The sequence below is a fragment of the Rhodovulum sp. 12E13 genome (genome assembly GCF_003340565.1).
Taxonomy (GTDB): Bacteria; Pseudomonadota; Alphaproteobacteria; order Rhodobacterales; family Rhodobacteraceae; genus HLUCCA09.
On record NZ_QPLK01000012.1, the window covers coordinates 13,775 to 27,072 of the forward strand.

17 protein-coding genes are annotated in these 13,298 nt (G+C 69.1%); 5 read left to right on the forward strand and 12 right to left on the reverse strand.

Annotated elements, in window-relative coordinates; genetic code table 11:
- Positions 1-264: 264 nt before the first annotated feature.
- The 9 genes from DLJ49_RS21445 to DLJ49_RS11825 all read right to left on the reverse strand — a co-directional run bounded on the left by DLJ49_RS21445 (position 265) and on the right by DLJ49_RS11825 (position 5,887).
- Positions 265-723 carry a hypothetical protein gene (locus DLJ49_RS21445; protein ID WP_147277303.1) on the reverse strand — a complete coding sequence of 153 codons (459 nt, stop codon included), beginning with the start codon at positions 721-723 and terminating at the stop codon, positions 265-267.
- A gap of 97 nt (positions 724-820) precedes the next feature.
- The gene (rplL, locus tag DLJ49_RS11790; RefSeq protein WP_115393755.1) at positions 821-1,204 is read right to left on the reverse strand and encodes a 50S ribosomal protein L7/L12; all 384 of its coding nucleotides are present in this window, start codon (positions 1,202-1,204) and stop codon (positions 821-823) included.
- Between the two features lie 63 nt (positions 1,205-1,267).
- A complete protein-coding gene (rplJ, locus tag DLJ49_RS11795; RefSeq protein WP_115393756.1) occupies positions 1,268-1,786 on the reverse strand; it encodes a 50S ribosomal protein L10 in 519 nt (172 codons plus the stop codon).
- Positions 1,787-2,039: 253 nt separating this feature from the next.
- The gene (locus tag DLJ49_RS11800; protein WP_115393757.1) at positions 2,040-2,750 is read right to left on the reverse strand and encodes a hypothetical protein; all 711 of its coding nucleotides are present in this window, start codon (positions 2,748-2,750) and stop codon (positions 2,040-2,042) included.
- Positions 2,751-2,904: 154 nt separating this feature from the next.
- Positions 2,905-3,627, reverse strand: coding sequence for a 50S ribosomal protein L1 (rplA, locus tag DLJ49_RS11805; protein WP_115393758.1), 723 nt, complete (start codon positions 3,625-3,627; stop codon positions 2,905-2,907).
- A gap of 4 nt (positions 3,628-3,631) precedes the next feature.
- Positions 3,632-4,060 (reverse strand): 50S ribosomal protein L11, encoded by a 429-nt coding sequence (gene rplK / locus DLJ49_RS11810; RefSeq protein ID WP_115393759.1) that lies wholly within the window; start codon positions 4,058-4,060, stop codon positions 3,632-3,634.
- A gap of 102 nt (positions 4,061-4,162) precedes the next feature.
- Positions 4,163-4,696: a transcription termination/antitermination protein NusG gene (gene nusG, locus DLJ49_RS11815; protein ID WP_115393760.1), complete on the reverse strand. Its 534-nt coding sequence runs from the start codon at positions 4,694-4,696 to the stop codon at positions 4,163-4,165.
- A 174-nt stretch (positions 4,697-4,870) separates the two neighbouring features.
- Positions 4,871-5,065, reverse strand: a complete 195-nt coding sequence (gene secE / locus DLJ49_RS11820) for a preprotein translocase subunit SecE (protein ID WP_115393761.1) — start codon at positions 5,063-5,065, stop codon at positions 4,871-4,873.
- A 75-nt stretch (positions 5,066-5,140) separates the two neighbouring features.
- Positions 5,141-5,887, reverse strand: coding sequence for a class II aldolase/adducin family protein (locus DLJ49_RS11825; protein ID WP_115393762.1), 747 nt, complete (start codon positions 5,885-5,887; stop codon positions 5,141-5,143).
- A 125-nt stretch (positions 5,888-6,012) separates the two neighbouring features.
- Between DLJ49_RS11825 and DLJ49_RS11830 the strand changes: the two genes are divergently transcribed.
- Positions 6,013-6,846: a tryptophan 2,3-dioxygenase gene (locus DLJ49_RS11830; protein WP_115393763.1), complete on the forward strand. Its 834-nt coding sequence runs from the start codon at positions 6,013-6,015 to the stop codon at positions 6,844-6,846.
- Positions 6,847-6,866: 20 nt separating this feature from the next.
- On the opposite strand, the gene DLJ49_RS11835 is transcribed toward DLJ49_RS11830, so the two are convergent.
- Both DLJ49_RS11835 and DLJ49_RS11840 read right to left on the reverse strand, forming a co-directional pair.
- The gene (locus DLJ49_RS11835; protein ID WP_115393764.1) at positions 6,867-8,183 is read right to left on the reverse strand and encodes an amidohydrolase family protein; all 1,317 of its coding nucleotides are present in this window, start codon (positions 8,181-8,183) and stop codon (positions 6,867-6,869) included.
- Positions 8,184-8,265: 82 nt separating this feature from the next.
- The gene (locus DLJ49_RS11840; protein WP_115393765.1) at positions 8,266-8,757 is read right to left on the reverse strand and encodes a MarR family winged helix-turn-helix transcriptional regulator; all 492 of its coding nucleotides are present in this window, start codon (positions 8,755-8,757) and stop codon (positions 8,266-8,268) included.
- 204 nt (positions 8,758-8,961) lie between these two features.
- Here DLJ49_RS11840 and ectA point away from each other — a divergent pair, with 204 nt between their 5' ends.
- Genes ectA through DLJ49_RS11860 form a run of 4 tightly spaced genes read left to right on the forward strand, consistent with a single transcriptional unit; the run spans position 8,962 to position 12,712 of the window.
- Positions 8,962-9,492, forward strand: coding sequence for a diaminobutyrate acetyltransferase (gene ectA / locus DLJ49_RS11845; RefSeq protein WP_199533361.1), 531 nt, complete (start codon positions 8,962-8,964; stop codon positions 9,490-9,492).
- A gap of 55 nt (positions 9,493-9,547) precedes the next feature.
- Positions 9,548-10,840, forward strand: a complete 1,293-nt coding sequence (gene ectB, locus DLJ49_RS11850) for a diaminobutyrate--2-oxoglutarate transaminase (protein ID WP_115393766.1) — start codon at positions 9,548-9,550, stop codon at positions 10,838-10,840.
- Positions 10,841-10,845: 5 nt separating this feature from the next.
- Complete coding sequence (locus DLJ49_RS11855; protein WP_115393767.1) at positions 10,846-11,235, forward strand: ectoine synthase; 390 nt, start codon at positions 10,846-10,848, stop codon at positions 11,233-11,235.
- 34 nt (positions 11,236-11,269) lie between these two features.
- Positions 11,270-12,712: an aspartate kinase gene (locus DLJ49_RS11860; RefSeq protein WP_115393768.1), complete on the forward strand. Its 1,443-nt coding sequence runs from the start codon at positions 11,270-11,272 to the stop codon at positions 12,710-12,712.
- A gap of 66 nt (positions 12,713-12,778) precedes the next feature.
- Here DLJ49_RS11860 and DLJ49_RS11865 read toward each other — a convergent pair whose 3' ends face one another.
- Positions 12,779-13,273, reverse strand: coding sequence for a thioesterase family protein (locus DLJ49_RS11865; protein ID WP_233488975.1), 495 nt, complete (start codon positions 13,271-13,273; stop codon positions 12,779-12,781).
- Positions 13,274-13,298 lie beyond the last annotated feature (25 nt).

Here is a 13,298-nt window from a genome sequence, read left to right on the forward strand (position 1 = left end):
TGGAGTGCCTGCCAAAGCACTCCGCCCGAAGCGAAAAGCTGACCTGTCGAAGACCACCGGGGCGGGTGGGCTCGGATAGATCAACCGGTCGTATAGCCGTCCGGGGCGCCTGATGGGGAGGAGCCTGAGTCGCGCACGCAGTGTCAGCCGTGGGTAAAGATTCGCCAAAGCCCCTACCTAACGCCCCGCCACGGGGATGCAACCCCCGACTGCGCATTTCGTCACACCCGCGTGAGGAGCACAGTCCCGGAAGGGCGGGCGGCCTCAAGAGATGCGGGCCGCGCTCTCCTCGAATGCCGCACAAACGTCGCGCCGAAATACCTCGTCGCTGTAGGTCGTGGCGACAAAATCGGATGCCGCGCGACGGAGGTCGTCAAGGCGTGACCGGTCGGAGTCGTATTCGCTCGCCGCCGCCCGGGCCGCTCGGACCAGCGAGGCCACGTCCCCGTCTGCGACGGGCAGCCGCTCATTCCGCGTGGAGAGAGTGGCGGGGCTGAACGCCAGCCTCAGTCGCGCGGCCCGCCGGCCCAGTCGCGCGCGGCGTCCTTGTTCCGCGAATACGTCCGCTAACAGAGGGTCATAAAGACCTTCGGCCGGTGGAACGCGCGCATGTTCGTATACCCCGTCATGCGAGGAATAGAGCGGGCGCGCGTCATGCCCTGCATCCTTCAGGGCGGCAATCATCTCCATGATACCGTTGACGCCGCCGATCGGGCGGGACACGGGGGGGAACACCGAAAAGAAACCGCATCATGAAACGGAGTGCGCGTCGCGAGGACGATATCGGGGAGCGCGCAGACCTGCGCGCTCCCCTGACAGATCACTTGAGCTCGACTTCGGCGCCGGCCTCTTCGAGCTTCTTCTTGATCTCCTCGGCCTCGTCCTTCGAGGCGCCTTCCTTGACGGCCTTGCCGCCGGCCTCGACCAGTTCCTTGGCCTCTTTCAGGCCGAGGCCCGTGATCGCGCGGACTTCCTTGATCACGTTGATCTTCTTGTCGCCCGCCGACTTGAGGATGACGTCGAATTCCGTCTGCTCCTCGGCGGCCTCGCCGCCACCGCCCGCATCCGCGGGGCCGGCCATCATCACAGCGCCGCCGGCGGCGGGCTCGATGCCGTACTCGTCCTTGAGGATGGTCTTCAGTTCCTGCGCCTCGAGCAGCGTCAGCCCGACGATCTCTTCGGCAAGTTTCTTGAGGTCAGCCATGTTTCCGGTTTCCGTTTCCTAGAAGTGGTCCAGCGCCGTGCGGGGGCCGCACGGCCCCCGAGATCACGCGGCCTCGCCGCGCTCCTCGATGGTGCTGAGAATGCTCGCGATGTTCGAAGCGGGTGCGCCGATCGCACCGGCGATGCCCGAGGCAGGCGCGCCGAGCATGCCGGCGATCTGAGCGATAAGCTCGTCGCGCGACGGCATCTTCGACACGGCCTCGACACCGGCCCGGTCCAGAGCGCTCTCGCCCATGGCCCCGCCAAGGATCTCGAACTTCTTGTTGTCCTTGGCGAAGTCCTCGACCACCTTGGCTGCCGCCACGGGGTCTTCGGAGTAGGTGAGAACGGTCATGCCCTCGAGATACTGCGCGATGGAGGCGCAGGGCTTGCCCTCGAGGGCGATCTTGGCGAGCCGGTTCTTGGCGACGCGGACGGACGACTCGGCCGCGCGTGCGCGCGCCCGAAGGTCCTGCATCTCGGCAACCGTGAGGCCTTCGTAGCGGGATACCACCACGACGCCAGAGCTTTCGAAGATCTGGCCGAGTTCCTCGACCACTTTCTCTTTCTGGGCTCTATCCACAGGTCTCTCCAAGTAATGGAGGGCGCATGACCCTCCGGCTCGTTCGTGCCGGGCCCCGCCGCGTGGCGGGTGTGGGGCCCGACGATCGGGTCCGCACGGGTCAGTCGCAGCCGTGCCGGGGCCCTGTCGCCAGGATCAGCCCACGGAAACGGTCGTTCCTTTTCCCGTCTCGGGCAGGAATTACGGCAAACGCCACCCACCGTCTCGGACGAACGCGCGTGCGAGAATCACTCCGCCCGCGCGAACCTGCCGTCTAGTCCGGATCGGCGGGCTTTCCAAGCCCCATTCCCGCCGGTTCCGAGCGGGCGGCGGCCGTCAGGCGGTGCGCGATGCGCGCCGCCCGCACCAGCATTAGCGAGCCGACGACGAGTTCGCCCGAATCCTCGATCGTGAGGAAGACGAAGCGGGGGTCGAACGTCGCGTCGGAAGCAAGCGGGCGCACCGCCTGCGCGATCAGGTCGACGCCCACCCCGAAGCCGCCCAGCACCACCAGCAGCACGAAGAGCACCACGAGATCGCGGCGCTGGCCGGGCCCGGCCGCGCGCATCGCCCAGATCACGAGGCCGAAGCACAGCGCCGCGAACGGCAAGATGTAGACCGCCTCGCCGATATCGTCGGCGTCGAGCCCGGCAATCGGCTGCAGCCCGAACACCTCGACCATCCGGTCCCCGAAGAATTCGTGAACCTCGGCCCAGTCGTCGAACCACAGCAGGAAGAACATCAGCGCCAGCCCCCAGGCCCAGCGCGCGCCCGTGCGCCGGGCGGCCCGCGCCATGACCCACGACATGAGCAGCCACTTCAGGAACAGAAGCAGGGTCGGCACGCCGTCGCGGGCGTTGATCTTGAAGAGATCGGGCACCGTCTCGATCGCGCCCCGGACGTCGGCGACGTGCAGGCCGAGAAAGATCGCGATCAATAGCGCGTCGATACCAAGCAAGGCGATGAGCGCGGTTCGTGTGTGCATCGGCCCCCGGGATTCTGCAGGTGGCGAGCTGTCGCATGCTCGTTGCTCGGGACGCCGCGCGCAATCGCTGCGCCGACGCACGACGAAAAAACGCCCCGGAACGGGGCGCTTTCCTGGGCAGGGCCTGGCTGCCGGGCATCACCCGGCAGCAGCCTCACTCGGCCGCCTGCGGCGCGGCCTCGGCGCCGAGCGCCGAATTGACGTCGATCGACACGCCGGGGCCCATGGTGGAACTCAGGCTGACCTTCTTCATGTAGGTCCCCTTTGCGCCCGCAGGCTTGGCCTTCGAGACCGCGTCGACGAAGGCGCGCACGTTCTCGGCCAGTTTGCCCGCGTCGAAGCTCGCCTTGCCGACACCGGCGTGCACGACGCCGGCCTTCTCGACCTTGAACTGCACCTCGCCGCCCTTGGCCGCCTCGACGGCGCCCTTCACGTCGGGCGTCACCGTGCCGACCTTGGGGTTCGGCATCAGGTTGCGCGGGCCGAGGATCTTGCCGAGCCGGCCGACGATGGGCATCATGTCGGGCGTGGCGATGCAGCGATCGAACTCGATCGTGCCGCCCTGGATCGTCTCCATCAGGTCTTCGGCGCCGACGATGTCGGCCCCGGCCGCCTTGGCCTCTTCCGCCTTGTCGCCGCGGGCGAAGACAGCCACGCGGACCTCCTTGCCGGTGCCGGCGGGCAGGGTGACCTTGCCGCGCACCATCTGGTCGGCATGTCGAGGGTCGACGCCGAGATTGACGGCGATCTCCACCGTCTCGTCGAACCTGGCCGAGGCGTTGGCCTTGATGATGTCCACCGCCTCCTCGACGGTGATGTTCTCCTTGCCGGCCACGGCCTCGCGGGCGGCGCGGGTGCGCTTGCCGATTTTCGCCATGACGTTACCCCTTCACCTCGATGCCCATCGACCGCGCCGACCCGAGGATGATCTTCATCGCCTGGTCGATGTCGGTGGCCGACAGATCCTTCATCTTGGCCTCGGCGATCTCGCGCACCTGCGCGACGGTCACCGTGCCGACGGTCTGCTTGCCCGGCGCGTTGGCGCCCGACTTCAGCTTGGCGGCCTTCTTGAGGTAGTAGGACGCGGGCGGCGTCTTGATGTCCATCGTGAAGGACTTGTCCTGGTAATACGTGATCACCGTCGGACAGGGCGCGCCCGGCTCCATTTCCTGCGTCTTGGCGTTGAACGCCTTGCAGAATTCCATGATGTTGATGCCGCGCTGACCCAGAGCGGGGCCGACGGGGGGCGACGGGTTCGCCTGCCCGGCGGGCACCTGGAGCTTCATCGTGCCTGCGAGTTTCTTGGCCATCCGGCCTCTCCTTTCTCCAACAGGGCGCGGACGCGTCCGGCCCCTTCTCGTCGTCGCGGTCCGGCCCCGGGCGCGCCCGGCTCACCTCCCGCGTTCACCGCGTCAGGACGCCTTGGAGACCTGCGCGTATTCCAGCTCGACGGGCGTCGCGCGCCCGAAGATCGACACCATCACCTTGAGGCGCTGGTTGTCCTCGTCGACCTCCTCGACCGAGCCCGAGAAGCCCTCGAACGGCCCGTCGGTGACGTTCACCTGCTCTCCCACCTCGTAGGAGATCAGCGAGCGCGGCGCCTCGGCCCCTTCCTCGACGCGGTTGAGGATCTGGTTCACCTCCTCGTCGCGCATCGGCATCGGCTTGCCCTGCGGCCCGAGGAACCCCGTCACCCGGTTGATCGAGTTGATCAGGTGATAGCCCTTGTCCGACATCTCCATGTGGACCAGCACGTAGCCGGGCATGAAACGGCGCTCGGTGGTCACCTTCTTGCCGCGGCGGACCTCGATCACCTCTTCCGTGGGCACGAGCACCTCGTCGATCTCGTCCTCGAGGCCGGCCTGCGCCACGTCGTGCCGGATCTGCTCGGCGATCTTCTTCTCGAAGTTCGAGAGAACCGAGACCGAATACCACCGCTTCGCCATGCCTGCCTCGCCGTCCTTCGCGATTGCGCGCCCGCGGGCGCCTGGTGCCTCTGCCCAAACGCGAGCGGCGCGCGACCCGAATCGAGGCGCGCCATGCTGTCTGGAAGTCCGGGCCGCTTACCCCCTCTCCCGGGGCATTTCAAGCGCCCGCGCCGCCGCCGGCGCCTGCCGGGGTCAGCTGCCGAAGAACGACAGGACCTGCGTCAGACCGGTGCGGATCAACCAGTCGACGAAAAAGAAGAAGATCGCGGCCAAAGTGGCCAGCAGGAACACCATGAAGGTGGTCAGCGCGACCTCGCGGCGCGTCGGCCACACGACCTTCGACACCTCGGACCGGACCTGCTGAACGAACTGGATCGGGTTGGCCATGCTCTCTCGCCTCTCGGTTTCGGTGCAGATACGGAAAGCGGCCGCGGCTTTCAAGCGCTCCGGACGGGCGGCATGTCAGCCCGCATGGCCGTAGCCCTTCATCCGCTCGAGCACGCGCGCGATCTCGTCGTCGCTCAGTTCGGGCGGATCGCCGAAGGGCAGGCAGCCCAGATACTGGCGCGCGAGCGCCTCGACCTCGACGGCCCGCCACATCGCCTGGTCGAGCGTCTCGCCCAGCGCGATCATCCCGTGATGGGCGAGCAGGCACGCCGTCCGCCCCTCGAGCGCGGCGAGCGCGTGGCGCGACAGCGCCTCGGTGCCGAAGGTCGCGTAGGGCGCACAGCGGATGTCGCGGCCGCCGCAGATCGCCACCATGTAATGCACCGGCGGGATGGCGCGGCCCATGATCGCCAGCGTCGTGCAGGCGGTGGGGTGGGCGTGCACCACCGCCCCCACCTCGGGCCGCTGCCGCAGGATGTCGACGTGAAAGCGCCACTCGGTCGAGGGCTTGCCCGGCCCCCGCACCTGTCCGTCGAGCCCCATGGCCACGATGTCGCCCGCGCCCATCCGGTCGTAGGGCACGCCCGATGGCGTGATCAGCAGGCCGCCACACCCGCCCGAGGCGCCGCCGCCCGTGTCGTTTCCGCCCGTGTCGTCCCCGCCCGTGTCGTCCCCGCCCGTGTCGTCGCGGACCGAGATGTTGCCCGAGGTGCCCTGGTTCAGCCCCGAGCGGTTCATCTCGCGGCAGGCCTCGACGATCGCCTGCCGGAGAACGGGTTGGCGGGGATCGGGTTGCCGGGGATCGGGTGCTGGCTGGGTCATGGCGGTCTCCGCGTCGCAGGCCCCGCCTAGCGCCGGCAAGGCTCACCGGCAAGCGCGCCTGCTTGACGCCGCGCCGCGCCATCTGCACCTTCCGCGCTCCCGCCCGCGCAGAGGGAAGCCCCGCCATGGCCGAGCCCTACGACCCCGCCGACGAGGGCGCCGAGATGGCGTTCGAGCGCCGCATGTCCTACGGCGATTATCTCGCGCTCGACTGCATCCTGACGGCGCAGCGCCCGCTGTCGGACGCGCCCGACGAGATGCTGTTCATCATCCAGCACCAGACATCCGAGCTGTGGATGAAGCTGATGCTGCACGAGCTGGATGCCGCGCGGCAGGCCATCGCGGCCGGCCACACGGCCCCGGCGATGAAGGGGCTCGCCCGGGTCAGCCGCATCATGGAGCAGCTCAACTCGGCCTGGGACGTGCTGCGCACCATGACGCCGTCGGATTACACGACCTTCCGTGCGGCGCTCGGGCAGTCGTCGGGCTTCCAGTCGCTGCAGTACCGGCTGATCGAGTTCGCCCTGGGCAACCGCAACCCGGCCATGATCCGGCCCCACGCCCACGACCCCGCATCAGCCGAGGCCCTCGAGGTCGAGCTGTCGCGCCCCAGCCTTTACCAGGTGGTGCTCGGCCACGCCCGCAGCCTCGGCCATGACGTGCCCGAGGCGGCCCTCGCCCCGGCCCGCGCCCCCCATGTGCCGAGCGATCGGGTGCGCGCGATGTGGGAGGCGGTCTACCGCGACCCGGGGCGTCACTGGGCGCTCTACGAGACGGCGGAGAAACTGGTCGATCTCGAGGACTATTTCCGCCGTTGGCGCTTCAACCACGTCACCACGGTCGAGCGCGTGATCGGGTTCAAGCGCGGCACCGGGGGCACCGGCGGGGTGAGCTATCTCAAGCGGATGCTGGAGGTCGAGCTCTTCCCCGAGCTCTGGCACGTGCGCACCGAGCTGTAAGCGGGGGGGTGGCGCCCGGCCTAGAGCGCCGCCCGCAGGCCCGCCGCCGCGGCCTCGTAGCGCGACAGAATGCGCTCGCGCCAGACATGGCGGCCATCGCGCACGAGGTGACGTCCGGCCGACCAGACGTGCCGCACCATCCCCCGCCCGGCGGCCGTGCCAGCCGACCGCACGAATCGGTCTAGCGCGCCATCGGGCGACAGGCCGGCAAGATCGGAATGGGCCGTGTCGAGCGCGAGCAGGTCGGCCCAGGCGCCCGGCTCGATCCGGCCCGCGCCGCGGCCCGCCGCTCGCGCGCCCCCCCGGGCCGCGGCGGCCAGCAGGCGCCGCCCGGCGTCGTCGGCGCCTGCGGCGAACACCGGGAGCAGCGGCGCGAGTTCGGCCGGAAGGAGCGGGCGCAGGTTGCCGCCCGATCCGACGCCGAGGCCCCCGCCCGCGCCGAGCCAGCCGGCCAGGTCGAGGTTATGCCCGCCATCGCGCGCGCGGGCCGCGGGGCAGAGCCCCGCCACGGCGCCGGTCGCGCCGAGCGCCCGCGTCTCGCCGCGGTCGAGATGAGTGCAATGGATCAGGCACCAGCGCCCGTCGAGGGGCAGGTTCTCGAGCGCCCATTCGCCGGGCCGGGCGCCGAGCGACGCGCGCACCTCCTCCACCTCGTCGGCAGAGGCGGCAAGGTGCATGTGGACAGGCCCGCCCCCCGCCTGCGCGGTCACCTCAGCCAGATGCTCCGCCGGCACCTCGCGCAGCGAGTGGGGCGACACCCCCACCACGGCATCGCGCCCCAGATCGGCGCAGGCGGCGCGCGCGCCCGCGACCAGCCGCGCGAACTGGTCCCGCGTGGTGGAAAAGCGTGCCTCGTGCGGCCCCGGCGCGCGCCCGTCGGCGCCGCCATGGCGGGTGTGCACCGGCACCAGCGCCAGCCCGATTCCCGTGGCGCCGGCGGCCGCAACGATCCGTTCGGCCATCTCGGAGACGCGGGCATAGGGTGTGCCGTCGGGGGCATGGTGCAGTCGGTGGAACTCCACGCACGCGCCGTAGCCGGTCTCCAGCATCTCCATCTGCGCGAGCGCCGCCACCGCCTCGAGGTCGTCGGGCGTCATGCGGTCGAGCAGCCGGCGCTGTGCCTCGGGCCGGGCGACGGCGCCGCCGCCCTCGGCAAGGGCGCGCAGCGCCGCGTGGTGGTGCACGTTGGCCGGCGCCGGCACAAGCAGCGCCACGCGGGTGTCGGCCGGGTCGCAATCGGTGACGATCCGGCGGATGTGGCCGCCGGCGATGTAGAGGTGAACGTCGCGCTCCCACGCTCCGCGAATGAGCGCGTGCTCGGCCCAGATCGTCTGCATCGGCCCTTCCCGCTGCGGCGCACCCTGCGCCACGGGATCATCCGCACGGGGCGTTACGGTTCGGTTGAGAGCGGGGGGCGCGTCAGGCCTTCTGCCGCGGCGAGGGCGCGCGCAAGTCGCCCGAATCGAGCACTGGGGAGGCGTCGATCTCCGCCGAATCGAGCATCCCGGCCACGCGCTCGAGCACCGAGACGACGAGCGCCTGCTCCCAGTCGTCCAACGCCTCGAAGCGCTTGACGTAACGCTGCTGCAGGGGGTCGGGCGCGCGCTCCACGGCGGCGCGACCGGCCTCGGTGATCAGCACGTTGGTCTGGCGGCGGTCGGTCTCGGAGCGCTGGCGCTCGACCATGCCCTTGGCCGCCAGCCGATCGACAAGCGCGGTCATCGTCGCCTGGCTCACGCCCATTCGGGTGGCGATGGCCTTGGGCGTGGCGCGGCCCGTCTCGCCCACGATCTGGAGGACGCGGATCTGCACGGCGGTCAGCCCCGCCTTTTGCGCCAGCTCCCGTCCGTAGAGCTCGGTCGCGCGCAGGATACGGCGCAGGGCGATCAGGCTTTCGTCGGTCCGGTCCACCGCGGCTTCCCCCTCGTCAGCCGGAGAGAGACTAGCAGAGGCTCGCTGCCTTGCCATCTCCGCCAAGCCGTTCGGTGCGCGAACTTTTTCGGGGTCTGTCGTTATCGCCACAGGCAAAAATCCCTCTCATTCGAAGCGTGAACTTGATTTACTTAGCTAAGCATACTAATTACTTCGTCAACCGAAGCAACGCAGAGCAGAGCCGTGGACAGACGACCGACATCGCTGCATTCAGACACCACCCGCCTCCGCAAGCCCCGCAAGGGCGACGGCGCAGCGGTGTGGAGCCTGATCTCCGAGTGCAAGCCGCTCGACGAGAACTCGATGTACTGCAACCTGCTGCAGTGCGACCACTTCGCCGATACCTGCATCCTCGCGGAGAAGGGCGGAGAGGTCGTGGGCTGGGTGTCCGGCTACCGGGTGCCCGACGATCCCGACACGCTGTTCGTCTGGCAGGTCGCCGTATCGCCCGCGGCCCGGGGCGAAAGCCTCGGCCGCCGCATGCTCGACGCGCTTCTCTCGCGCGAGGCGTCCCGCGGCGTGCGCCAGGTGCAGACCACGATCACCGACGACAACGCGGCCTCGTGGGCGCTGTTCACCCGGTTCGCCGAGCGCGCGGGCGCCACGCTCGACCACGAGACGCACTTCTGCCGCGACCGTCACTTCGGCGGCGCACACGACACAGAGCGGATGGTCACGATCCGTCTGCCCGAGGCGCAGCGCGCGGCGGCCTGAGCCGGTCGCCCCTGCACCGCCTCGCCAGAACCTTCGCATACCAAAGGACTTAGTCATGTCGACTGACACATCGGCCGCCAAGGCCATCTTTTCTCGTCGCGAGTCGGAAGCGCGCAGCTACTGCCGCTCCTTCGACACCGTCTTTGCCAGCGCGCGCAACGCCACGCTGACCGATACCGAAGGCCGCGACTACATTGACTTTCTCGCCGGCTGCTCGTCGCTCAACTACGGCCACAACGACCCCGACATGAAGGCCGCTCTGGTGGAGCACATCGCCGGCGACGGCATCGCCCATGGCCTCGACATGATGTCGGATACCAAGGGCCGCTTCTTCGAGACCTTCGAGAATCTGATCCTCGAGCCGCGCGGCATGGACCACAAGATCATGATGACCGGCCCCACCGGCACCAACGCCGTCGAGGCCGCGCTGAAGCTCGCGCGCAAGGTGACGGGCCGGCGCGAGGTGATCGCATTCACCAACGGCTTCCATGGCATGACGCTGGGCGCGCTGGCCTGCACGGGCAATTCCGGCAAGCGGGCGGGCGCCGGCGGCGCGGCCCTGTGCGGCGTCGGGCGCATGCCCTACGAGGGCGCCTTCGGCCCCGATGTCGACACGCTGGCCCAGATCGAGCTGATGCTCGACAACCCGTCGAGCGGCATCGACGCGCCCGCGGCCTTCCTCGTGGAGCTCGTGCAGGGCGAGGGCGGCCTCAACGCCGCCACCCGCGAATGGACGGAGGGCCTCGGCCGCATCGCCAGGAAGCACGGCGCTCTGCTGATCGTCGACGACATCCAGGCCGGCATCGGCCGCACCGGCGATTTCTTCAGCTTCGACGGCTGGGATGTCGAGCCCGACATGGTGACGCTCGCCAAGTCGCTCTCGGGCTTCGGCCTGCCCTTCGCGGTCATGCTCATGAAGCGCGACCTCGACATCTGGAAGCCGGCCGAGCACAACGGCACGTTCCGCGGCAACACCCACGCCTTCGTCACCGCCCGCGTCGCTCTGGAAAAGTTCTGGGCCGACGACGCCTTCAAGAAGGAGATCGCCGCCAAGGCCGACATCCTCGAGGAGCGGCTGACCCGGATCGCCGACATGATCCCCGGCGCGCAGCTCAAGGGCCGGGGCATGATGCGCGGCGTCGACGTGGGCTCGGGCGAACTGGCCGAGGAGATCTGCGCCGAGGCTTTCCGGGGCGGGCTGATCATCGAGACCTCGGGCGCGCATGACGAGGTGGTCAAGGTGCTCGCGCCGCTGACCATCCCCACCGCGCAGTTCGAGGAGGGGCTGACCATTCTCGAGAATGCCGCGCGCACCTGCCTGCAAAGCCACAAGATCGCAGCGGAGTAATCGCCATGATCGTCAGAGATTTCAATGACCTGCAAGGCACCGATCGTGTCGTTTCGGACGCGGAGTGGACATCGGTCCGCATGCTTCTGGCCGATGACGGGATGGGCTTTTCGTTCCACATCACGTTCCTGAACGAAGGCTCCGAGCACACGTTCGAATACAAGAACCACTTCGAGAGCGTGTATTGCATGTCGGGCAAGGGCACGATCACCGACCACGCCACCGGCGAGACGCACCAGATCAGGCCCGGCGTGATGTATGCGCTGAACGAGCACGACCGGCACACGCTGCGTGCCGAGGAAGAGCTGGTGATGGCCTGCGTGTTCAACCCGCCCGTCACGGGGCGCGAGGTGCACCGGGAAGACGGCTCCTACGCTCTCGAGGAAACCAGTTGAGGCCGGCGGGGGAGAGCCCCGCCGCGAGCATCCATTGACCCAAGCCAATCACACCGTCGAAAAGATCGGCGGCACCTCCATGTCGCGGTTGGGCGAGCTGATCGACACGCTGATCGTCGGCGACCGCGGCAACGACCTCTACGGCCGCGTCTTCGTGGTCTCGGCCTTCGGCGGCATCACCGACCTGCTCCTCGAGCACAAGAAGACCGGCGAGCCCGGCGTCTACGCGCTGTTCGCCAACGCTTCGTCCGACCAGGCGTGGTCGGACGCGCTGACGAGGGTGCACGAGGCGATGGTCTCCGCCCACGAGGCCGTGCTGACCGACCCCGCCGACCGCGATTTCGCCGAGAACTTCGTGCGCGAGCGCGTCGAGGGCGCGCGCAACTGCCTGATCGACCTGCAGCGCCTGTGCTCCTACGGGCAGTTCCGCCTGTCGCAGCAGATGGGCATCATCCGCGAGCTGCTGTCGGGGCTGGGCGAGGCGCATTCCGCCTTCGTCGCCCATCTCGCGCTGCGACGGGCCGGCGTGAACGCCCGCTTCGTCGACCTGTCGGGCTGGCGCGACGAGGCCGAGCACAGCCTCGACAGCCGGATCGAGAGCGCCTTTTCGGGTGTCGACCTCACGTCGGAGCTGCCCATCGTGACGGGCTACGCCCAGTGCGCCGAGGGGCTGATGAACGAGTTCGACCGCGGCTATTCCGAGGTGACGTTCTCGCGCATCGCCGCCCTCACGGGGGCGCGCGAGGCGATCATCCACAAGGAGTTCCACCTCTCGTCGGCCGACCCCAAGCTGGTGGGCGCAGAGAATGTCCGCAAGCTCGGCCACACCAACTACGACGTGGCCGACCAGCTGTCGAACCTCGGGATGGAGGCGATCCACCCCTCTGCCGCCAAGACGCTGCGCCAGTCGGGCGTCGCCCTGCGCGTGGCCAACGCCTTCGACCCCGGCGATCCGGGCACGCTGATCGACAGCTGCGAGGCCGACGAACCGGCAGCCGAGATCGTCTGCGGCATCGACGTCTTCGCGCTCGAGCTCTACGAGCCCGACATGGTCGGCGTGAAGGGCTACGACGCGGCGATCCTCGAGGCGCTGACGCGGCACGACGTGTGGATCGTCTCGAAGACGTCGAACGCCAACACGATCACGCATTACTGCGACGGGTCTCTCAAGGCGCTGCGCCGGGTCGAGCGCGACCTGCAGGCGAAGTTCCCGAATGCCGAAATCCGCATCCAGTCGGCCGCCATCGCCTCGGTGGTGGGGCGCGACCTGACGGGCCTCAAGGTGCTCTCGCGGGGTCTCGCGGCCCTCACCGAGGCCGGGCTCGACGTGATCGGCGCGCACCAGACCTCGCGTCGCGTCGATGTGCAGTTCGCCGTGGCGCGCGAGGCACGCGACACCGCGATCAAGGCGCTGCACGACGCGGTGATCTCGCCACCGCAGAATGAGCGACGCTTATCGGCCGTTCAGGCGGCCTGACCGAAAGCGCAGCCTCGACAGCTTCGGACGCCCGCGCCCCTCGCGCGGGCGTCTTGCATCTCGGCCCTAGCGCGGCGCTCCGATGCCGCGCCCGGCCTGCTCGGGCCGGGGCAGCGCGGAATGGGCCGCGGCCCACGCGCCCAGACGCTCGGCCACGGCGTCGTCCGGCGGGCAGGTCTTGCGCGTCGCGAGATCGACGTGGAGCTGCATCGATTCCACCGTCGCACAGGTTTCGCCCGCCGCGTTCAGGACACGGTGGAAGAGCAGCATCTTCTTTCCCTCTCCAACCAGCACCTGCGTCGTGACCTGCAGCCGCTCGCCCCCGTGCATCTCGCGCAGGTAGCAGACGTGGTTCTCGGCGGTGAAGTAGCTGCGCCCGGCGGCGACATACGCGGCATCGGCGCCGATCATCTCCATGAACCGGTCGTTGGCCCGGGCCGCCGCCTCCATGTAGTGCAGCTCGTTCATGTGGCCGTTGTAGTCGGTCCAGTCCGGCGGAATCGCCCGGTCGAACGTCACCGGCAGCCCTGCCAATGCCGCTGAACTGCTGTGGGATGGCATGGTTTTCCCTCCTCCTCCCGGTGGC